We start from the raw sequence: 19163 nt of genomic DNA, 5'->3' as shown, positions 1-19163 counted from the left end.
CCGGGGGTTTGGGGCAACGGTTAACCAAAACCCACCGGGTGGCGTTAAACTGGGGGCCCCCGGGGCGTCCCCGCGGGCGGGGTACCGACGGAGGCAGTGGCGGGAACGACGGCCAATACAGTTGTTTATGCTCGCAAACGGGCCAGTACCCCGTCCAAGATATCCAGATCGGCAAAGTCGATGATCATCTGTCCCCTGCCCTTCGCACCCATCTTGAACAACACCGGCGTGGCCAGCTTGTCGGACAGCTCTTCTTCCAACCGGGCAATATCACCCGATTTTTCCTTCTGGCGGGTGGTGCTCGGGTTGGCCTGCTCTTCCAGCTCCCTGGCCACCAGCTTTTCGGTCTCGCGTACCGACAGGCGTTTTGCCACCACCTGGTTGGCCAGTGCGATCTGGCTGGCCGGGTCCACCGCCAGCAAGGCGCGCGCGTGGCCCATGTCCACGTCGCCCGCCATCAGCATGGTTTGCACCGGCGCGGCCAGGTTCATCAGGCGCAGCAGGTTCGACACCGCGCTGCGCGAGCGCCCCACCGCGGTGGCCGCCTGTTCGTGCGTGAAATTGAAATCCGAGATCAGGCGATGAATCCCCTGCGCCTCTTCCAGCGGATTGAGGTCTTCGCGCTGGATGTTCTCGATCAGCGCCATCGCGGCGGCGGCCTGGTCGTCCACATCGCGCACCAGCACCGGGATCTCGTTCAGCCCGGCCAGCTGCGCCGCGCGGAAGCGCCGTTCGCCGGCGATGATCTCGTAGCGCAGCGCGCCGGTCAGCGTGTCCTGCCCGATCGGGCGCACCAGCACCGGCTGCATGATGCCCTGGGTTTTGATCGAGGCGGCCAGTTCGTTGAGCGCGCCTTCGTCCATGCGCGTGCGCGGCTGGTATTTACCGGCCTGCATCTGGTGCACGGCCAGGACCGACGGCGCATCGGGCTTGGCGCCCTCGCCGTCGCCGCCCAGCAGCGCGTCGAGCCCGCGACCGAGCCCCTTGAGTTTTTTGGTTGCCATATGTGTGCTGCCTATTTTGTGTGATGCGGATGTTTACATTGTCTTGATGCGTTCGACCATCTCGGCGCCAAAGGCGATGTAGGCTTGCGCCCCTTTCGAGGACGGATCGAACACCACGCCCGGCACGCCGTACGACGGCGCTTCGGCCAGGCGCACGTTGCGCGGGATGATGGTATTGAAGACCTTGTCGCCGAAGTGCTGCTCCAGCTGGGCCGACACCTGCTGCGAGAGCGTCATGCGCGGATCGAACATGACGCGCAAGAGACCAATGATCTTCAAATCGGTGTTCAGGTTGGCGTGCACCTTCTTGATGGTGTTGACCAGGTCCGACAAACCTTCCAGCGCGTAGTACTCGCACTGCATCGGAATGATCACGCCATGCGCGGCGCACAGGCCGTTCAGGGTCAGCATCGACAAGGCCGGCGGGCAGTCGATCAAAATGAAGTCGTAGTCCTTGTCGACCGAGGCCAGCGCATCCTTCAGGCGGCGCTCGCGGTTTTCCAGTTCGACCATCTCGACTTCGGCGCCGGCCAGTTCGCGGTTCGACGGCAGCACGTCGAAACGCCCCGCTTCCGAACGCGTGCGCGCTTCGCTCACCTCGGCCTCGCCCAGCAGCACTTCATAGGTCGATGCCTTGAGCCCGGCCTTGTTGATGCCTGCGCCCATGGTCGCGTTGCCCTGCGGGTCCAGGTCGACCAGCAGCACGCGCTGGTCCAGTTTGGCCAGCCCCGCCGACAGGTTAACGCTGGTGGTGGTCTTGCCTACGCCGCCCTTTTGATTTGCAACGCAAAATATTTTCGCCATATATGCTCTTATGATGGTTTTGATGCAAACGATTTATACTGTTTTAATAGTATAAACCGTTTATTCGATTTATATGGTTTAAATGATATAAACCGTTTATATGATTTATACTGTTTACAGGTTCTTTTCGATGAAAACCAGATGCCGCTCCGCTTGCAGCCCTGGAACCTGGATAGGCCGCAATTCGCTCACTTTCCAGTCGCTCGGCAGCCGCTCCTGTTCGTCCGCCGGCGCCGTGCCTTTCAGGGCGATGAATTTGCCGCCCTCGGCCAGCAGGTGTCCGGACCAGTTCACAAAATCCGACAGGTCGGCGAAAGCGCGCGAGGTGATGACGTCGAATTTGTGCGGCACCTGCAACTGCTCCACGCGCGCCGTGTGCACGGTGACATTGGCCAGGCCCAGTTCGGCTTTGACTTGCGTGAGAAAGGCGGTTTTCTTGTGCACGGTGTCGATCAGCGCTACTTTCATGTCCGGCCGGGCAATCGCCAGCACGATGCCGGGCAAGCCGCCCCCTGCCCCGACGTCCAGCACCCTTGTCGCGCCTTCAAAGGCGGATACGGCGGCCAGCGAATCGAGCGCGTGGTGGGTCACCATCTGCATCGGATCGCGCACCGAGGTCAGGTTGTAGACCGAATTCCACTTCGCCAGCAGTGCCAGGTAGTCGAGCAATTGCGCGTGCTGCTGTTCGTTCAGGTCGAGCTTGAGTTCTTTGACGCCATTGGCCAGCACTGGCGCAATGGCGTTACGGTCGAAAAACTTCATCCTGCCAATTCCTCATTCAGGGTGGTGAAGCCTTTCGCACCACGTTTTTTCAAATGCACCAGCAGCAGCGAGATGGCCGCCGGCGTGACGCCCGAGATACGCGATGCCTGTCCCAGGGTTTCAGGACGCTGCTTGTCGAGCTTCTGGCGCACCTCGATCGACAGCGCGGTGATGTCGAGGTAGTCGAATCCGGCAGGCAATTTCAAGTTTTCGTAGTGGTCGTGGCGCTCCACTTCCTTGGCCTGGCGGTCGATATAGCCGGCGTATTTGAGCTGGATTTCGACCTGTTCCTTGACCGCCGGATCCGCCACGCCGGGGCCGGCCAGCGCCTGGCCTTCCACGCCGCTCAAGCCCATCAGCTTGTCGTAGTCCACGCCCGGACGGCGCAGCAGGTCGGCCAGCGAGTATTCGCGCTCGATGGCCTGGCCGATCACCCGTTCCGATTCGGTGCTGGCAAGGATGCGCGGGTTGACCCAGGTGGTGCGCAGGCGCTCCAGTTCCACCGCGACCGCTTCGCGCTTGCGCTCGAAGGCTTCCCACTGGGCGTCACCGACGCAGCCGAGTTTGCGACCGATTTCGGTCAGGCGCATGTCGGCATTGTCTTCACGCAGGCTCAGGCGGAACTCGGCGCGGCTGGTGAACATGCGGTACGGCTCGGCCACGCCTTGCGTCGTCAAGTCATCCACCAGCACGCCGAGGTAGGCTTCGGAACGGCCCGGAATCCAGGCGTCAACGCCCTTCGTCAGCAGCGCCGCGTTGATCCCGGCCAGCATGCCTTGCGCCGCCGCTTCTTCGTAGCCGGTGGTGCCGTTGATCTGGCCGGCAAAGAACAAGCCCTGCACGGCCTTGGTTTCGAGCGAGGTTTTCAGGCCGCGCGGGTCGAAGTAGTCGTATTCGATGGCGTAGCCGGGGCGCAGGATGAAGGCGTTTTCCATGCCCTTCATCGAGCGCACCAGGGCGATCTGCACGTCGAACGGCAGGCTGGTCGAGATACCGTTTGGATAGAATTCGTTGGTCGTCAGGCCTTCCGGCTCCAGGAAAATCTGGTGCGATTCCTTGCCCGAGAAGCGGTGGATCTTGTCTTCGATCGACGGGCAGTAACGCGGGCCTACACCTTCGATGACGCCGGTGTACATCGGGCTGCGGTCCAGGCCGGCACGGATGATGTCGTGCGTTTGCGCATTGGTATGCGTAACCCAGCATGGCACCTGGCGCGGGTGCATGGCGGTATTGCCCATGACCGAGAAGACCGGCACCGGATCGAGGTCGCCCGGCTGCTCGGCCATCTGCGAAAAATCGATGCTGCGGCCGTCGATACGCGGCGGCGTGCCGGTCTTCAGGCGGCCTTGCGGCAGCTTCATTTCCTTCAGGCGCGCCGAGAGCGAAATCGCCGGCGGATCGCCAGCGCGGCCGGCCGAGTAGTTTTGCAGGCCGACGTGGATCTTCCCGTCGAGGAAAGTGCCCGCCGTCAGCACCACCGCGCGGGCGCGGAACTTGATGCCGATCTGGGTCACGGCGCCGACCACGCGGTCGCCTTCGAGCATCAGGTCGTCAACCGCCTGCTGGAACAGCCACAGGTTCGGCTGGTTTTCCAGGCGCGAACGGATGGCTTGCTTGTACAGGATGCGGTCGGCTTGCGCGCGGGTGGCGCGGACGGCTGGACCTTTGGACGAGTTCAGGATACGAAACTGGATACCGGATTCGTCCGTGGCAATCGCCATGGCGCCGCCCATGGCGTCGACTTCCTTGACCAGGTGTCCCTTGCCGATGCCGCCGATGGATGGGTTGCAAGACATCTGGCCGAGCGTCTCGATGTTATGGGTGAGCAGCAAAGTCTTCTGGCCCATGCGGGCAGAAGCGAGCGCAGCCTCGGTGCCGGCATGGCCGCCGCCGACGACGATGACGTCGAATTCAGTTGGAAATAGCATGATGGAGTGTAGAGCGAGGGGATATGAGGCCCGATTATAGAGTCTTTTCAGACCCTCCACTCTTTTACCCCGCGAATCCGCGATTTTCTCGCAACGGAGTGTTTCACGTGGAACGTACTATTTGACGAACTTCTATGGTTTCACGTGGAACATCGGCTGAGTCCTCTGCGCTGTTCCACGTGAAACAACTACCACTTCACGATGGCGTCATAGCTCGTCTTCACGATCAGCAGGCTGACCACGACCAGGAACAATTTGCGCACAAACGCACTGCCATGCTTGATCGCCAGCCTGGTACCGACCAAAGAACCGGCCACCTGGCACACCGCCATCATCAAACCGAGTTGCCAGAGGATGTGGCCGCTGTAGCCAAACCACATCAGCGCCGACAGATTGCACGCCACGTTGACCACCTTGGCCGCAGCGGAAGCGCTGAGAAAATCGAATCCGAAAAACCGCACGTACAGGAACAGCAGGAAGCTGCCGGTACCGGGACCGAAGAAGCCGTCATAGAAACCAATCGCGGCGCCGATGCCCACTGCCACCCAGCGCTCGGTCGAGCCGCTGTGCAGCGGCGCGTGGACGCTGCCGAAGTCCTTCTTGCGGAAGGTGTACACCGCCACCGCGACCAGAACAAACGGCAGCAAGGTCCGCACGAAATCGGCCGGCACCTTGGTCACCGTGTAGGCACCGGCGAACGACAGCAGCAAGGCCGACACCGCCGCCGGCGCCGCCGCGCTCCACGCCACCCTGACCTTGCGCGCATAATTGACGGCCGCCGCGCCGGTGCCGAAGATGCCGGCAAACTTGCTCGTCCCCAGCAAGGTCGCGGGGATTTCACGTGAAAACACCGAGAACAGCACCGGCACCTGGATCAATCCGCCTCCGCCCACAACAGCATCGACCAAGCCGGCGAGGAACGCCGCACATCCGAGTAAGGCAAAATCGACCATGGGTTTTCCAGAAAGGGAGGACTGAACAGCACAGTCGGATATTGTACGTAAGAAATCTGATCCACGTTCCCGGCCGCCATTTTCCTGCCCGGCGCGCCAATGGTGTAAGCTTTTGACATCTCCCATCGACCAACAGGTGCGCAATGACCGAGTCCGCCGAGTTCAGCTTCAGTACCGTTCCCCACCTTGTTTCCGGCCCTGGCGCCAGCAGCCGGCTCGGTTCCCTGGTCCGCAGCCACTTCCCCGATGCCCGCCGCGCGCTCATCGTGACCGACCCCGGCTTCCTCGGCACCGGCCTGGTCGGCGCTCCGCAGCGCTCGCTGGAACAGGAAAATGTGGCGGTTCAGGTCTGGTCCGAGGTCGTTGCCGACCCGCCGGAGTCGGTGGTGCAGCAGGCTGTAGAGGTGGCGCGCCGCCACGATACCGATCTCGTCATCGGCTTGGGCGGCGGCAGTTCGATGGATGTGGCCAAGCTGATCGCGGTGCTGGCCGGCAGCGAGCAGCCGCTCAGCCAGATTTACGGCATCGGCAATGTGCGCGGCAAACGGCTGCCGCTGGTGCAGATTCCGACGACGGCCGGCACCGGTTCGGAGGTGACCAACATCGCCATCGTCACCACCGGCGCGACCACCAAGATGGGCGTGGTCGCCCCGCAGCTGTATGCCGACCTGGCGATCCTGGACGCGCAACTCACGCTCGGCCTGCCGCCCTTGGTGACGGCGGCGACCGGCATCGATGCGATGGTGCACGCCATCGAAGCCTTTACCAGCAAGCACAAGAAGAACCCGATGTCGGACAATCTGGCGCGCCAGGCGCTGTCGCTGCTGTCGCGCAACCTGCTGCGCGCTTGCGAACACGGCGGCGATCTGGAAGCGCGCCAAGCCATGCTGCTCGGCGCGTGCTTTGCCGGGCAGGCATTTTCCAACGCGCCGGTGGCGGCCGTGCATGCCCTCGCCTACCCGATCGGCGGCATATTTCACGTGCCACATGGCTTGTCGAATTCACTGGTGCTGCCGCATGTGCTGCGCTTCAATCTGTCGCACGCGAGCGCGCATTACGCCGAGCTGGCCGGCCTGATCGATCCGGGCGTGAGCGGCAGCGAAGAGGCGCGCGCCAATGCGCTGGTCAATGCGATGGAACAGATTGCGGTAAAGACCGGCATCCAGACCACGCTGCGCCAGGTCGGCGTGAGCGCAGCCGACATCGACAAGCTGGCCGACGATGCGATGCTGCAAACCCGCCTGCTCGGCAACAACCCGCGCGAGCTGACGCGCGAAGATATCCACAGCATCTACAGCGCCGCGTACTAAAGGCATGGCCGAAGTCGCATGCCACCGTGGTCGGCTCGCGCAATCGCTGTCAATAGATCAGAGCGCTAACCTGGTCGGGATGAATCGCGTGTGGTGTACCTTCCGAGCGACAGAATATTCGCGGGATCGGCGATCTTCTTAATGGCATCGATGAAGGCGTCCGAATCGTCGTTCGTGTCGGGTAACGATGTCATCGAATGGATGCCCAGCCGCGACGGGAGATATCCGCGCGCAATGAGCTTGCCCATCAATTCATCGTGGCATGCCATGGCGCGCTCGTCATCGCCCGCGATATCCCGGTCATACGCAATCACAACGAAGAAATCTAGCGTTCTCGCATTGAACACATTAAAACCAATATTCGCTTCAAAGCGGTATTTTGCGAATGTGGATTCGATCATCCCAATCGCAGCAACGCAGTCGCGACCAAGAAACGGCAAGGTGGGACAGAGCCAGATCAGACCGCACCGGTCCCGGTCGGGGTCGGGTTCTGGCGGCACCGCCATCTGTTTGCGCCAGTAGGTACTGCCCACGTTGCCGCTATTCGGTACCCCGACAAACATCGCCTCGTGCTCTGTCATCGCGACCGGGTCGACGCAGCGCACAGCAGCACCGTCAAGAACGCCATCCAGGCAGGTCCTGATTGCCGAGGTGGCCGCAGCGGCAGCGCTCATGCTGGACGAATACAATGCGGCCGAAACGAACCAGGAAGGGTCCGTGATCGCGTGCAGCGGCGAATATTGGGATTGGCGAGCGAGCAGCTTGACGGTGTTCCAGAAGGTGATCGCGCAAGGCCCGAGCGCGTCGTTGAGTACCAAAGGCCGCAAGGCATCGACCGCCATCCCCAGCCAGTGGGCATCGAGTGCTTGTCCTTGGTAGAGCGACAGTATCGCGGGACGTGGCGTCAACCATACACTGAGCTGCGTAACGACACCAAGATTTGATTGTAAGAACAGGCCATCCAGGGAGGGGCCCACTCCGTGCTGTGACAGGCGCGCCGTGCGCGCGTGCGGGAATCGGCTGAAGCCGGTGCGCAGGATGTGGCCCTGTGGTGTCAGGATTTCCAGCCCGCCGATGGCATTGGCACGTTCGCCCGACGGCCCTATGCCTGAACCGCGTTCGACCGCGTTTCCGATCACACTGGCGTCGGGCGAGCCGCCGATCACGGGCAAGAACAACGTGGACTTTCGTTCGGCCAGAAATACCGAAATCTGCCTGAACGTAACGCCCGGTTGTATGGTGATGACCGCCAGTTCCTCATCGAAGTCGATTATCTCATTGAGACGCCACAGCTCCACCAGCACGCAACGCCCCCGTGGCGGCAGCTTCGATCCCAATCCCCAGTTCTTGCCCCCACTGACGGGATAAACAGGCACAACATACCGTGTTGCAATCGCAAGGCAAGCGCGCAGTTCATCGACAGATCCGGGCGCAATGGTGACATCGATGCGGCCCGGCGCGTGCAGCGTCGCCATTCCGGCTGCCGCGATCACGTCCAGAGCCACGCTCACGCGCAGCGGCCCCACCACGGCCTCCCAGGCTGCCAGCGCAGCGTCCAGGTCATCGCGGCGCGCAGGCGCGCCCGAACAGGAAAAATGGTGGAGCATATGCTTACCAGCCGGAGAACACTTTGGCGATGGCATTGCCAGCATCGTTCACGACGGTGCCCACTGCCCCTGCGGCCGTCGTCACGCCACCGGCGACTGTCGTTGCCGCATCCGCCACCCCGTTGAACACCGTTCTGGCGGTGTCGGACAAGGTGTCGAGCGCTGCATTGACACCCGAAATCGTTGTGTCCGCAATACGATTACACTGAGCCATGGCGGCCACGATGGCGCTTTGCGATTCGGGGTGCTGCTGCCCAATCGTTGTCAGCGTGGCATATGCCTTGTCGATCGCGGCGTTGACATCGGCCTTTGCCTGCGCCTTGGATGCTTCCATCAGGCTCTCGAAGGAGGACTGCTGCTTGTTCGCCAGGGCGGCTTGGGCCAATTGCAATTGTGCCGACTGGGTCGCCTCCACGCCTTGCATCGCGTTGTTCAGGTCCGCTACGACCTGGTCAATTTCAGACGGGCGATTGGTGAGATTCTGGAGCGAATGTTCCATGATATCGAACATGCCTGATCGTTGTGGCTTCCCGCGGTTCGCCTGCAAGGACCGCATTTGATTTACGAACACTTCTGTTGACATGATTTTCTCCCCGGTTGATCAGTGTGCAAAGCCGGCATTGTTCGGCCGCCTCGCCGTTATTAGAAAATGCTGGCGATGGATTTGAACGTGTCTTGGATTCCTTTCAAGAAATCGTAAATACCATTGATGATGTTCATGACCTTTTCAATCAGTCCGGAAACGAAATTGGTGATCGTCGAGAAGACGTTATTGATCGTCGACGACAGCGTCTGCATACCGGAAATAATTGAATTTTGCTGTGCCTCCGGGGCGTTCTTGCCAAGATCGATCGCTGCCTGGTAGGCCGTGTCGATGGTCTTGGCCGCGTCTGCCTTGGCCTGATCCCTTTGCGCGGTCATGCGCGTAATGAAGTCATTTGGCGCGGCTGAGCTAGTTTTGTTATCGGACAGCGCCGTGCATGCGGTAGTGATGCCCGTTTGCTGGGTCGACGTCGAGGTGGACACCGCCGCCTTGGCATCGCCCGTGATCTTTGCAATGGCTGCCGTGACATCAGCAGTGTCATCTGCTGTCGCACTCAGCATCACCATATTGGCGGTGGCCGCCAGAGGAAAATGTTCCAGATGATCGTCGATTGCAAAAGCCTGGAGCGTGCCGGTTTTGTAGTGGGCATTCATCGCGTTCATGGCATTGATAAAATTGGCAGACATGGGGTTTCCTTTGGATGTGAGGTTGATCGCTGTGCATCGCGGCGTGCGTGCATGAATTCATCGTAAAGGCATTGAAGGTCTAAAAGAAGTATCTCTAAGGTAACGGCGCCGCTGTTACTTGTGCCTTTCGCGCGTGGCACTGCCAGGTCGGCCTGGCAGTGCCGCCGGCGACTTTCAACCATCACGGCAGCAATTCTTGCACCTCAGCGGGTTGGGCGAGAACGAGTGGCGGACGTTGCAAGAGATGGGAATTTTCCATAGCCACCCACGCACTCGAATGCGCGCGCAGGGGATTTTTGAAACAGGTTGGGGCTGGCCGGGCTATATGAAAGTCGCCATACGGGACGCCAGCCGAAATGGACCGCGCGACAGCGACACGCGCTACGCGCGTTGGCGCAGTCGGAGGGCGGAACGGGAGCAGTCGTGCTGCATCACAGCGGGCAGCGCAAATAGGCGGTATCGATTAGCGAAAGCAGCGTCAAACGCTATCTCAAGGAAATGAATTTCAGCTACAAACGTTACCGGTACGGTCTAAAAAAGCGCAGCGAGGATGCTCTTGAGCGCGCCCTTCAGCTAATTGCATCGTTGGGCAAGCTGGACCCAAACGGCCAGTGCGAACTACTGTATTTTGACGAATCAGGCTTCAGCCCAAACCCGCCGGTGAATACCGATGGTCACAGCTTGGCCAGTCGCGTGCCGTAGAACCTCAAGCGCACCGGTGCCCCGCATTGTGTTAATGGATAATGCCGCGATGCACAAAGGCGATGTCGTGGAGAGCAAACGCCGGAAGTGGGCAAGGCAAGCGCTTCACCTGTATTACCTGCCGCCCTACAGCCGGAACTGAACCGCATCGAAACTCGTGGAAACATGCCAAACATTTTTGGGCGTTTCGTCAGCCTGAACGGAGCCCAGTTGCTCGATGAAATTGAATCACTGATGAAAGGTTTCGGAGCAAAATTTAGGATAAATTTTGCTTACCTACTTAGCTCATCACGGCGCCACCGTCGACGTTCAGCGTCTGGGCCGTGATGTACGCTGACTCGTCGCTGGCAAGGAAAATCGCCGCGCCGGCCAGGTCGCCCGGCGTGCCCATGCGTCCCAGCGGCACGGCCAGTCCCACCGCCCGCTTCTTCTCGCCCGGCTGCAACTGTTCGTAGCGCGCGAACAGCGCGTCCACATGGTCCCACATGGGCGTGTCCACCACCCCCGGCGAAATGGCGTTGACGCGGATGCCGTGCGGCGCCATCGCCAGCGCGGCCGACTGGGTATAGCTGATCACCGCCGCCTTGCTCGCGCAATAGTGCGCCACCAGCGCTTCGCCGCGCCGTCCGGCCTGGGACGCCAGGTTGATGATGGCGCCGCTGCGGCCCGCGTCCACCATCGCCCGCAGCACCTGCTGCATCACGATGAACATGCCTTTGACGTTGACGTCGAAGATGCGTTCGTACATCACCAGGTCCGATTCCAGCAAGGGTGCCATGTCGAACACGGCCGCATTATTGAAGAGGATATCGACCGGGCCGAAGCGTTCGGCGGCCAGCGCCAGCACGGCGGCGACCGCGCCGGCGTCGCGCACGTCGGCGCTCAGGTAGTGCAGCCGGTCCGGGTAGCGCGCCAGCAGCGGCGCCAGCGCGGGCGGCGGCGCGCCGGCCAGGTCGACCACGCTGCAACGCGCTCCCTCGGTCAGGTAAGCCTCGGCCACCGCCAGACCGATCCCGCCACCGGCTCCGGTCAGCAGGGCATGCCTGGATGTAAGCCGGTTCATGCTTGCGTGCTGGGTCGACATCATCATCAATCTCCTTGGGTGTGGGTGATGCCGAAAAGTCTAGCAACGATCAGGCGGCGCGCCTGATACGGCCAACGCAATAGTCGATACTTTTATCCAAGCGGCATCAGCGCTCCATACAGCGGCGGACAGGCATGCGCCCATTGCAAAAAAGTATCGACACTAGGAGTTGCAGTATCAGAAAGTATCGGAGTCTGGTGCTACATTCTGTACACGGTGCAAACCTTGCATTGAACATAAAAAGCAAAAAAACTTGGAGACGACAGCATGAAACGTATCGCAAGCAGTGCCTTGTGCACGGCCCTACTCTGTGTCAGCAGCGCATCCCTGGCAGCCACCAACCTGGTGATCGCCACCGTCAACAACGGCCACATGATCGAAATGCAGAAGATGAGCAAGTTCTTCGAGCAGGCCAATCCCGATATCAAGCTCAAATGGGTGACCCTGGAAGAAGGCGTACTGCGCCAGCGCATGACCACCGACATCGCCACCAAGGGCGGGCAGTTCGACGTGATGACCATCGGCATGTATGAAGCGCCGATCTGGGCCAAAAAGGACTGGCTGATTCCGCTCAAGGCCGATAGCGCCTACGATATCGACGACCTGCTGCCATCGATTCGCGACGGCCTGTCGCTGAACGGCAAGCTGTATGCCGCGCCGTTCTACGGCGAAAGCTCGATGATCATGTACCGCAGCGACCTGGTCAAAAAGGCCGGCATGAGCATCGAAGACCGCCCCACCTGGAGCCACATCCGCGCCGTGGCCGCCAAGATCCACGACCCGGCCAACGGCGTGTACGGCATCTGCCTGCGCGGCAAACCGGGCTGGGGCGACAATATGGCACTGATCACCACCATCGCCAACTCCTTCGGCGGCCAGCTGTTCGACATGAAATGGCAGCCGCAGTTCACCAGCAAACCGTGGAAAGACGCCGTCACCACCTACGTCGACCTGCTCAAGAACTACGGCCCGCCGGGCTCGTCCTCGAACAGCTTCAATGAAATCCTGGCGCTGTACAACGAAGGCAAGTGCGGCATCTGGATCGACGCCACCATCGCCGCCTCCTTCATCACCGATACGAAGCAGAGCAAGGTGGCCGACAAGGTCGCCTTCGCACAGTCGCCGGTCGCCACCACCGAGCGCGGCGCCAACTGGCTGTGGGCCTGGTCGCTGGCCATTCCACGCAGCTCCAAACAGCCCGAGGCGGCGCAAAAGTTCATCAACTGGGCCACCTCGAAGGAATACATCAAACTGGTCGCCAGGGAGTCCGGCTGGGCCAGCGTGCCGACCGGCACCCGCAAGTCGACCTACGCCGCGCCCGAGTTCGTCAAGGCCGCCAAATTCGCCGCCGCCGAGGGCGCGGCGATTGCCAGCAGCCGTCCCAACCAGAGCACCCTGCCGCCGTCGCCCTACGTCGGCGTGCAATACGCCGCGATCCCGGAATTCCAGACCATCGGCGTGGCGGCCGGACAGCAGATGAGCGCGGCTCTTCTGGGCAAGGTCACGGTCGAGCAGGCGCTGGCGCTTACCCAGCAGGCGGCCGAGCGCGAGATGCGCAAGGGCGGCTACTACAAGTAGGCACGCCGCTGGCGCCCCACGCGCCAGCCCCATCCGACTTCTTCGGTCGTCGCCTCCCCTGCGGGCAGGCGGCGTTCCCCTGTCGCACCCGAGAACATTATGACCCGACTCCTGCCCCGGACCTTGCTCACCCCTGCGGTGTTCGCCATCACCGTCATTTCCATCGTCCCGCTGTTGATCACCCTGTACTACTCCTTTGTCCGCTACAGCATGCTCGCTCCCGGCGAACATGACTTCAACGGGCTCGACAACTTCATCTTTTTCTTCACCGACGGCGCTTTTCTGCCGGCGCTGGCAAACACCTTTGTGCTGATGTTTTCCGTCATGGCGATCACGGTGGTGCTGGGCATTGCGCTCGGCCTGCTGATCAACGACGCCTTCCCGGGGCGCGCCGTCGTGCGCGTGCTGCTCATTTCCCCGTTCCTGATCATGCCGGCGGTGAACGCGCTGATGTGGAAGAACATGCTGCTCAATCCCATCTACGGCCTGTTCGCGCACGTCAGCATCTTCTTCGGCGCCACGCCCATCGACTGGCTGTCGCAATACCCGCTGCTGTCGATCGTGATGATGGTGTCCTGGCAGTGGCTCCCCTTCGCCTGCCTGATCTTCATGACGGCGCTGCAGTCGATGGACAAGGAACAGCTGGAAGCGGCCGGCATGGACGGCGCCAACTACCTGCAGCAGCTGCGCTACCTGTACCTGCCGCACCTGGGGCGCGCGGTGTCGGTGGTGCTGATGATCGAAATGATCTTCCTGCTGTCGGTGTTCGCCGAGATCTTCACCACCACCGGCGGCGGTCCGGGCTTCGAGACCACCACCATCACCTTCATGATCTATCAGCAGGCCTTGCAGTCCTACGACATCGGCGCGGCATCGGCCGGCGCCCTGTTCGCGGTGCTGCTGGCGAACATCGCGGCCTTCTTCCTGATGCGCGTCATCGGCAAGAACCTGGCGAAATAGGAGACCTTGATGACCAACAAACTCGCACTGCACACCCGCACGGCAGCCGCCTGGTTTTTCGCGCTGCTGCTGTTCTTCCCGATCTTCTGGCTCGCCCTGATGGCCTTCAAGACCGAGGGCCAGGCCATCGCCACGCCGCCGCTGCTGTTTTTCGAGCCGACCCTGCAAAGCTTCCAGGAGGTGATGGCGCGCGACCACTACGCCGGCTATGCGTTCAATTCGCTCATCACCAGCGTGCTCTCGACCGTGTTCGGGCTGGCCATCGCCATTCCCGCGGCGTACTCGATGGCGTTCTTTCCGACCGGCGGCACGGTCGGCCTGCTCAAGTTCATTCTGAGTTCGCGCTACATGCCGGGTGTGGGGGCGCTGATGCCGATCTACGTCTGCTTCCAGTATGCCGGCCTGCTCGACACGCGCGTCGGCCTGACCATCATGTTCATGCTCATGAACCTGCCGATCATGATCTGGCTGCTCTACACCAGCCTGCGCGAACTCCCGCGCGACATCCTGGAAGCGGCGCGCATGGACGGCGCCACCGTCTTCCACGAGTTCCGCTACATCGTGCTGCCGCTGTCGGTGGGCGGCATCGCCTCGACCGCGCTGGTGTGCATGGTGTGGGCCTGGAACGAGTCGTTCTGGTCGCTCAACCTGGGCGCCTCGAACGCCGGCACGCTGGCGTGGCTGATCGCCTCCTACTCCAGTCCCGAAGGGCTGTTCTGGGCCAAGCTGTCGGCCGCCTCGCTGATGGCGATCGCACCGATCATGGCGCTGGGCTGGTTCTGCCAGAAGCAGCTGGTGCAAGGCATGACATTCGGCGCGGTCAAATAAGACAAAAGAACATCAAAGGACATCAAGATCATGGCTTACCTCCAACTGAAAAACATCGAAAAATTCTTCGGCGCGCACCACGCCATCAAGGGTATCGACCTCGAGATCGAGAAAGGCGAATTCGTCGTCTTCGTCGGTCCGTCCGGCTGCGGCAAGTCGACCCTGCTGCGCCTGATCGCCGGCCTGGAACCGATCGACAAAGGCAGCCTGCACCTGGACGGGCGCGATATCACCGCCCTGCCCTCGTCCAGGCGCGACCTGGCGATGGTGTTCCAGTCGTACGCGCTGTACCCGCACATGACGGTCTTCCAGAACATGTCGTTCGCGCTGAAACTGGCCGGCGTGCCGCCCGCCGAAATCCGCACCAAGGTCGACAAGGCCGCCGCGATTTTGAATCTGGGCGAGTACCTCGAACGCAAGCCCAAGGAGCTGTCCGGCGGCCAGCGCCAGCGCGTTGCCATCGGCCGCGCCATCGTGCGCGATCCGAAGGTATTCCTGTTCGACGAACCGCTGTCGAACCTGGACGCGGCCCTGCGCGTGCAGACCCGCATCGAAATCGCCAAGCTGCACCGCGAGCTGGGCGCCACCACCATCTACGTCACGCACGACCAGGTCGAGGCGATGACCCTGGCCGACCGCGTGGTGGTGCTGCGCGACGGCCAGATCGAGCAGCATGGCTCGCCGCTGTTCCTGTACGACAGCCCGGCCAACCGCTTCGTGGCGCAGTTCATCGGCACCCCGAGCATGAACGTGGTGCCGGCGGCGCTCTTGCCGCGGCTGGCCGCGCTGTCGGGCGGCGCGGCCCCTGCCGACGGCTTTGTCGGCATCCGCCCCGAGCATGTGCATGTGCTCGATGCGGCGCAGCCGGACAGCCTGCCCGCCACGGTCGACATGGTCGAGTCGCTCGGCGTCGAAACGCTGGTCTACGCGCGCCTGGAGAACAACGTGCAGGTGGTCGCGCGCGGCAGCGAGCGCATCGCCCTGCAACCCGGCGCGCGCACCCACCTGGCGTTCGAACACGGTTTCGTGCACCACTTCGACAAATCGGGTTCCACGTGCGGCATGCATCGGCAGGGAGCACGATGATGGCGATGGCATTGAACAGGGCAGCGCTGGCGCATCTGCCGTCAACCATCCCCGGACCCGGCTACGAGCGCAGCGCGCCCGCGCGCAGCATCGTGCACATTGGCGTCGGCGGATTTTTCCGCTCGCACCAGGCGCTGTATCTCGACGACCTGCTGCGCCTGCCCGGCCACGCCGAATGGGGTTACTGCGGCGTGGGCCTGCTGCCGATTGATGCGGCGATGCGCGACGCCATGCTGGCCCAGGATTGCCTGTACACCCTGGTCGAGCGCAGCGCGCAGGGCGACACGGCGCGCGTGGTCGGCGCGCTGCTGGAGTTTATGTACGCGCCGGACGATCCGCAGGCGGTGCTGGAAAAGCTGGCAGATCCCGGCACCCGCATCGTCTCGCTCACCATCACCGAAGGCGGCTACTACGTCAACCAGGGCGACGGCAGCTTCGACGCCGGCCATCCCGACATCGTGCACGACCTGGCCCACCCGCACGCGCCGCGCTGCTGCTTCGGCTACCTGGCCGAGGCGCTGGCGCGGCGCCGCGAACGCGGACTGGCGCCGTTCACGGTCATGTCCTGCGATAACCTGCAAAGCAATGGCGACGTGGCCCGCGCGATGCTGCTGGCCTTCACAAGGCTGCGCGATCCCGCTTTGAGCGCATGGCTGGCCGAGCACTGCGCCTTCCCGAACAGCATGGTCGACCGCATCACGCCGGCCACCACCGACGAACATCGCCTGCTGGTGCGCGAACAATTCAGGCTGATCGACGCCTGGCCGGTGATGGCCGAGCCGTTCAAGAGCTGGGTGATCGAAGACCATTTTCCGGGTGGCCGTCCGGCCTGGGAGCTGGTCGGCGCGCACATGACGGACGATGTGCTGCCCTACGAAAAAATGAAGCTGCGCCTGCTCAACGCCGGCCACCAGTCGCTGTGCTACATCGGCATGCTGCTCGGTTACGCGTACGCGCACGAAGCGATGGCCGATGCCGATATCGGCCAGCTGTTTTCCAGCATGATGGACATCGAGGTCACGCCGCTGCTGCCCGCGGTGGACGGCATCGACCTGGCCGACTACAAGCGCACCCTGATCGAGCGCTTCGCCAATCCGGCCGTCGGCGACCAGCTTTTGCGGATCGGTACCGACGGTTCGGCGCGGATGCCCAAGTTCGTCCTGCCGTCGGTGCGCGACCAGCTCGGACGCGGCGGTCCGATCGCCCTGCTCAGCTTCACCGTGGCGTGCTGGTTCCGCTATCTGAACGGCAGCGATGAACAGGGCCGCCCGCTGGCGCTGATCGACCCGCTGGCCGCGCAGTTGCGCGAGCTGGCCTTGCGCGGCGGCGCCGACCCGGGCGCGCTGCTGTCGCTGCGCGAACTGTTCGGCGAGTTGAGCGAAGCGCCGCGCTTCGTCGACGCGGTGGCCGATGCGCTGGCGCGGCTGTACCGGGATGGTGCGCGTGGCGCGCTGACCCACTTGCTGGCAAGCGCAAAGTGAACGACGATGGGAATGATCAACGGGGATGAAAAACGGGGAGCACGCACCATGACCACTTTGCCTCAGATGCGCCACGTGGAAGCGCAGCGCTTCCAGCTCAAGCCGCCCGAGCTGGAACGCGAAAACTACGACGGCATCGTCCATTACATCGAGCATGGCTACCCCAGCCCGCGCGTGCGCTGGCACTGCCACGACGAGTACGAGCTGCACCTGATCGTCTCGACCAGCGGCAAGCTGTTCGTGGGCGACTACATCGGCGAATTCTCGCCCGGCCACCTGGTGCTGACCGGGCCGCGCCTGCCGCACAACTGGATATCGAGCAGCGTGCCGGACGAAGGCGTCCTGCTGCGCGACATGATCCTGCAGTTCGCCCACGAGCCGCTGGAGCAGGCCGCGCGGCTGATCCCCGAGCTGCGCGAATTGCTGCCCCTGCTGGAGCGCTCGATCTACGGCATCGAATTCCTCGACATCGGCGCCGAGGCCGAACAGGATTTCCTGCGCATTCGCGGCAGCGGCGGCGCCGAGCGTTTCGGCTACTTCGTCAACTTCATGTGCCGGCTGGCGCGCAACAACAAATACCGGCTGCTGTCGAGCGCCACCATGCGTTCGTATGACGACGAGGGAACACTGGCCAAGGTCAACGCGGTCCTGAGCTACATCACCGACAACTATCGCGACCCGATCTCGGCCGAGGCAGTGGCGGATCAGCTGGGCATGTCGCTGAGCAAATTCTCGCGCTTCTTCCGCAAGACCACGGGAAACAGTTTCACCGACTTCGTGACCCGGCTGCGCGTCAACAAGGCGTGCCAGTTGCTGATGAACACCGACCACTATGTCACCAATGTCTGCTACGACGTCGGTTTCCAGAATGTGGCCAATTTCAACCGCCGCTTCCTGCAGATCAAGGGCGTGACGCCCAAGGAGTTCCGGCGCCAGGCGGGCGGACGTTTCGGCGCCGGTGCCGCCAGGGAGGCGGACGGCTAGCCGGCCGGATGCTGGTAACGGTACTCCTGCGTCCGCCCGCCATAGCCGTACGCCGCTGCGCGCACGTCGTCGACGTAGATGTAGCTTTCCTCATGCAGCTCGCCGAGCAGCGCGCCGAAGCCCGCGAATACCTCGGCGATATAGGCCGCCTTTTCATCCTTGGTGTTGGTTTCGTCGGTCACCTTCACGTCCACGTAGACGCTGTGCTTGCCTTGCGCGCTCAAGGACTCGCCAGCGACGATCCAGCAGTCCGGATCGACAAAATCGATGGCGATGGAAATGAGCTCCTTCTTCTTCCTCAGGATGCCAACGGTCTTGTCCTGCACCAGGTCGGCAATCTGGCGGATCATGGCGGGGGATTTCACGGCACTGACTTTGACATTGATGATGGGCATGTGGATCTCCATTGGTTAGCTATGCAACTACTTGGGTAAAAAATATCACACTACTGCCGCGCGCGCCTGCTTGAGCGAACCGACGATGGCGGCGAACTGTTCCGGTTCCAGAAGCTGTTTCAGGCGCGCGGTGACGGCCCCGCTCGCTGCGTCGAGATCGTCATGCATGGCGCGCGCGGCCAGTTCGGGAAACACCGCGCATTCACGCCCATCGCCGCCGGTGGCGCGGCGGTCGATCAGCGCCAGCTTCTGCAAGCCGTCGAGCGAGCGCGTGGCGGTCGGGCGGCTGATCACCAGTTCCCTGGCCAGTTCGCTTTGCAGCAAGCCCGGCCGAACCAGGATCGCGCGCAGCATGAACGCCTGCGACGGCGTTAATCCGAACGGCTTGAACGCGCGCGTCCATTCGCGCTCGAGAACCCGGGCCAGCGCAGTGGTGTTGAAATAGAGGCAGTGATCAAACATGCATC

Annotated in this window: 19 protein-coding genes; 8 read left to right on the top strand and 11 right to left on the bottom strand. The window is 62.3% G+C overall.

Features of this window, described 5'->3' with window-relative positions:
- Window positions 1–125 precede the first annotated feature (125 nt).
- The 5 genes from F2P45_RS26820 to F2P45_RS26800 all read right to left on the bottom strand — a co-directional run bounded on the left by F2P45_RS26820 (window position 126) and on the right by F2P45_RS26800 (window position 5451).
- Entirely contained in the window at window positions 126–1004 is an 879-nt protein-coding gene (locus F2P45_RS26820) for a ParB/RepB/Spo0J family partition protein (protein ID WP_166881273.1), read from the bottom strand.
- Window positions 1005–1037: 33 nt separating this feature from the next.
- A complete protein-coding gene (locus tag F2P45_RS26815) occupies window positions 1038–1808 on the bottom strand; it encodes a ParA family protein (RefSeq protein ID WP_166881272.1) in 771 nt (256 codons plus the stop codon).
- Window positions 1809–1922: 114 nt separating this feature from the next.
- Window positions 1923–2570 carry a 16S rRNA (guanine(527)-N(7))-methyltransferase RsmG gene (rsmG, locus tag F2P45_RS26810; protein ID WP_166881271.1) on the bottom strand — a complete coding sequence of 216 codons (648 nt, stop codon included), beginning with the start codon at window positions 2568–2570 and terminating at the stop codon, window positions 1923–1925.
- Window positions 2567–4498, bottom strand: coding sequence for a tRNA uridine-5-carboxymethylaminomethyl(34) synthesis enzyme MnmG (gene mnmG, locus F2P45_RS26805; RefSeq protein WP_166881270.1), 1932 nt, complete (start codon window positions 4496–4498; stop codon window positions 2567–2569). Before mnmG ends, rsmG begins: the two co-directional genes overlap by 4 nt.
- A gap of 188 nt (window positions 4499–4686) precedes the next feature.
- A complete protein-coding gene (locus tag F2P45_RS26800; RefSeq protein WP_166881269.1) occupies window positions 4687–5451 on the bottom strand; it encodes a sulfite exporter TauE/SafE family protein in 765 nt (254 codons plus the stop codon).
- Window positions 5452–5594: 143 nt separating this feature from the next.
- On the opposite strand from F2P45_RS26800, the gene F2P45_RS26795 reads away from it, so the two are divergent.
- Window positions 5595–6761, top strand: coding sequence for an iron-containing alcohol dehydrogenase (locus F2P45_RS26795; protein ID WP_166881268.1), 1167 nt, complete (start codon window positions 5595–5597; stop codon window positions 6759–6761).
- Window positions 6762–6826: 65 nt separating this feature from the next.
- Here F2P45_RS26795 and F2P45_RS26790 read toward each other — a convergent pair whose 3' ends face one another.
- From F2P45_RS26790 to F2P45_RS26780, 3 genes are all read right to left on the bottom strand, one after another.
- Window positions 6827–8368, bottom strand: a complete 1542-nt coding sequence (locus tag F2P45_RS26790; RefSeq protein WP_166881267.1) for an FAD-binding oxidoreductase — start codon at window positions 8366–8368, stop codon at window positions 6827–6829.
- Window positions 8369–8372: 4 nt separating this feature from the next.
- A complete protein-coding gene (locus F2P45_RS26785) occupies window positions 8373–8879 on the bottom strand; it encodes a hypothetical protein (protein ID WP_223164837.1) in 507 nt (168 codons plus the stop codon).
- Window positions 8880–9010: 131 nt separating this feature from the next.
- A complete protein-coding gene (locus F2P45_RS26780) occupies window positions 9011–9598 on the bottom strand; it encodes a hypothetical protein (RefSeq protein WP_166881265.1) in 588 nt (195 codons plus the stop codon).
- Between the two features lie 670 nt (window positions 9599–10268).
- Here F2P45_RS26780 and F2P45_RS37305 point away from each other — a divergent pair.
- Window positions 10269–10442 carry a transposase gene (locus F2P45_RS37305; protein WP_370663317.1) on the top strand — a complete coding sequence of 58 codons (174 nt, stop codon included), beginning with the start codon at window positions 10269–10271 and terminating at the stop codon, window positions 10440–10442.
- A 138-nt stretch (window positions 10443–10580) separates the two neighbouring features.
- Here F2P45_RS37305 and F2P45_RS26775 read toward each other — a convergent pair whose 3' ends face one another.
- Window positions 10581–11384, bottom strand: a complete 804-nt coding sequence (locus tag F2P45_RS26775) for an L-iditol 2-dehydrogenase (protein WP_308613792.1) — start codon at window positions 11382–11384, stop codon at window positions 10581–10583.
- A 267-nt stretch (window positions 11385–11651) separates the two neighbouring features.
- Here F2P45_RS26775 and F2P45_RS26770 point away from each other — a divergent pair, with 267 nt between their 5' ends.
- The 6 genes from F2P45_RS26770 to F2P45_RS26745 all read left to right on the top strand — a co-directional run bounded on the left by F2P45_RS26770 (window position 11652) and on the right by F2P45_RS26745 (window position 18301).
- The gene (locus tag F2P45_RS26770; protein ID WP_166881264.1) at window positions 11652–12962 is read left to right on the top strand and encodes an ABC transporter substrate-binding protein; all 1311 of its coding nucleotides are present in this window, start codon (window positions 11652–11654) and stop codon (window positions 12960–12962) included.
- Window positions 12963–13061: 99 nt separating this feature from the next.
- Complete coding sequence (locus F2P45_RS26765) at window positions 13062–13922, top strand: carbohydrate ABC transporter permease (protein WP_166881263.1); 861 nt, start codon at window positions 13062–13064, stop codon at window positions 13920–13922.
- Between the two features lie 9 nt (window positions 13923–13931).
- Window positions 13932–14750 (top strand): carbohydrate ABC transporter permease, encoded by an 819-nt coding sequence (locus F2P45_RS26760; RefSeq protein WP_166881262.1) that lies wholly within the window; start codon window positions 13932–13934, stop codon window positions 14748–14750.
- Between the two features lie 30 nt (window positions 14751–14780).
- The gene (locus F2P45_RS26755) at window positions 14781–15836 is read left to right on the top strand and encodes an ABC transporter ATP-binding protein (RefSeq protein WP_166881261.1); all 1056 of its coding nucleotides are present in this window, start codon (window positions 14781–14783) and stop codon (window positions 15834–15836) included.
- Window positions 15837–15841: 5 nt separating this feature from the next.
- Window positions 15842–17317 carry a mannitol dehydrogenase family protein gene (locus F2P45_RS26750; protein WP_229505321.1) on the top strand — a complete coding sequence of 492 codons (1476 nt, stop codon included), beginning with the start codon at window positions 15842–15844 and terminating at the stop codon, window positions 17315–17317.
- A gap of 48 nt (window positions 17318–17365) precedes the next feature.
- Complete coding sequence (locus tag F2P45_RS26745; protein ID WP_166881259.1) at window positions 17366–18301, top strand: helix-turn-helix domain-containing protein; 936 nt, start codon at window positions 17366–17368, stop codon at window positions 18299–18301.
- On the opposite strand, the gene F2P45_RS26740 is transcribed toward F2P45_RS26745, so the two are convergent.
- Complete coding sequence (locus F2P45_RS26740; protein WP_166881258.1) at window positions 18298–18696, bottom strand: tautomerase family protein; 399 nt, start codon at window positions 18694–18696, stop codon at window positions 18298–18300. The genes F2P45_RS26745 and F2P45_RS26740 overlap by 4 nt on opposite strands.
- A 45-nt stretch (window positions 18697–18741) precedes the next feature.
- A complete protein-coding gene (locus F2P45_RS26735) occupies window positions 18742–19158 on the bottom strand; it encodes a MarR family winged helix-turn-helix transcriptional regulator (protein WP_166881257.1) in 417 nt (138 codons plus the stop codon).
- Window positions 19159–19163 lie beyond the last annotated feature (5 nt).

Source organism: Massilia mucilaginosa (genome assembly GCF_011682145.1).
In the GTDB taxonomy this organism is placed as follows: Bacteria; Pseudomonadota; Gammaproteobacteria; order Burkholderiales; family Burkholderiaceae_D; genus Telluria_A; species Telluria_A mucilaginosa.
Note: the sequence above shows the minus strand (reverse complement) of the source record. Positions and strands in the feature narration are given on the sequence as shown.

What these genes read in the sequence shown, in the direction of transcription:
- F2P45_RS26820 (WP_166881273.1), bottom strand. Translation starts at nt 1,004, where the DNA reads ATGGCAACCAAAAAACTCAAGGGGCTCGGTCGCGGGCTCGACGCGCTG.
- F2P45_RS26815 (WP_166881272.1), bottom strand. Translation starts at nt 1,808, where the DNA reads ATGGCGAAAATATTTTGCGTTGCAAATCAAAAGGGCGGCGTAGGCAAG.
- rsmG (WP_166881271.1), bottom strand. Translation starts at nt 2,570, where the DNA reads ATGAAGTTTTTCGACCGTAACGCCATTGCGCCAGTGCTGGCCAATGGC.
- mnmG (WP_166881270.1), bottom strand. Translation starts at nt 4,498, where the DNA reads ATGCTATTTCCAACTGAATTCGACGTCATCGTCGTCGGCGGCGGCCAT.
- F2P45_RS26800 (WP_166881269.1), bottom strand. Translation starts at nt 5,451, where the DNA reads ATGGTCGATTTTGCCTTACTCGGATGTGCGGCGTTCCTCGCCGGCTTG.
- F2P45_RS26795 (WP_166881268.1), top strand. Translation starts at nt 5,595, where the DNA reads ATGACCGAGTCCGCCGAGTTCAGCTTCAGTACCGTTCCCCACCTTGTT.
- F2P45_RS26790 (WP_166881267.1), bottom strand. Translation starts at nt 8,368, where the DNA reads ATGCTCCACCATTTTTCCTGTTCGGGCGCGCCTGCGCGCCGCGATGAC.
- F2P45_RS26785 (WP_223164837.1), bottom strand. Translation starts at nt 8,879, where the DNA reads ATGTTCGATATCATGGAACATTCGCTCCAGAATCTCACCAATCGCCCG.
- F2P45_RS26780 (WP_166881265.1), bottom strand. Translation starts at nt 9,598, where the DNA reads ATGTCTGCCAATTTTATCAATGCCATGAACGCGATGAATGCCCACTAC.
- F2P45_RS37305 (WP_370663317.1), top strand. Translation starts at nt 10,269, where the DNA reads ATGGTCACAGCTTGGCCAGTCGCGTGCCGTAGAACCTCAAGCGCACCG.
- F2P45_RS26775 (WP_308613792.1), bottom strand. Translation starts at nt 11,384, where the DNA reads ATGTCGACCCAGCACGCAAGCATGAACCGGCTTACATCCAGGCATGCC.
- F2P45_RS26770 (WP_166881264.1), top strand. Translation starts at nt 11,652, where the DNA reads ATGAAACGTATCGCAAGCAGTGCCTTGTGCACGGCCCTACTCTGTGTC.
- F2P45_RS26765 (WP_166881263.1), top strand. Translation starts at nt 13,062, where the DNA reads ATGACCCGACTCCTGCCCCGGACCTTGCTCACCCCTGCGGTGTTCGCC.
- F2P45_RS26760 (WP_166881262.1), top strand. Translation starts at nt 13,932, where the DNA reads ATGACCAACAAACTCGCACTGCACACCCGCACGGCAGCCGCCTGGTTT.
- F2P45_RS26755 (WP_166881261.1), top strand. Translation starts at nt 14,781, where the DNA reads ATGGCTTACCTCCAACTGAAAAACATCGAAAAATTCTTCGGCGCGCAC.
- F2P45_RS26750 (WP_229505321.1), top strand. Translation starts at nt 15,842, where the DNA reads ATGGCATTGAACAGGGCAGCGCTGGCGCATCTGCCGTCAACCATCCCC.
- F2P45_RS26745 (WP_166881259.1), top strand. Translation starts at nt 17,366, where the DNA reads ATGACCACTTTGCCTCAGATGCGCCACGTGGAAGCGCAGCGCTTCCAG.
- F2P45_RS26740 (WP_166881258.1), bottom strand. Translation starts at nt 18,696, where the DNA reads ATGCCCATCATCAATGTCAAAGTCAGTGCCGTGAAATCCCCCGCCATG.
- F2P45_RS26735 (WP_166881257.1), bottom strand. Translation starts at nt 19,158, where the DNA reads ATGTTTGATCACTGCCTCTATTTCAACACCACTGCGCTGGCCCGGGTT.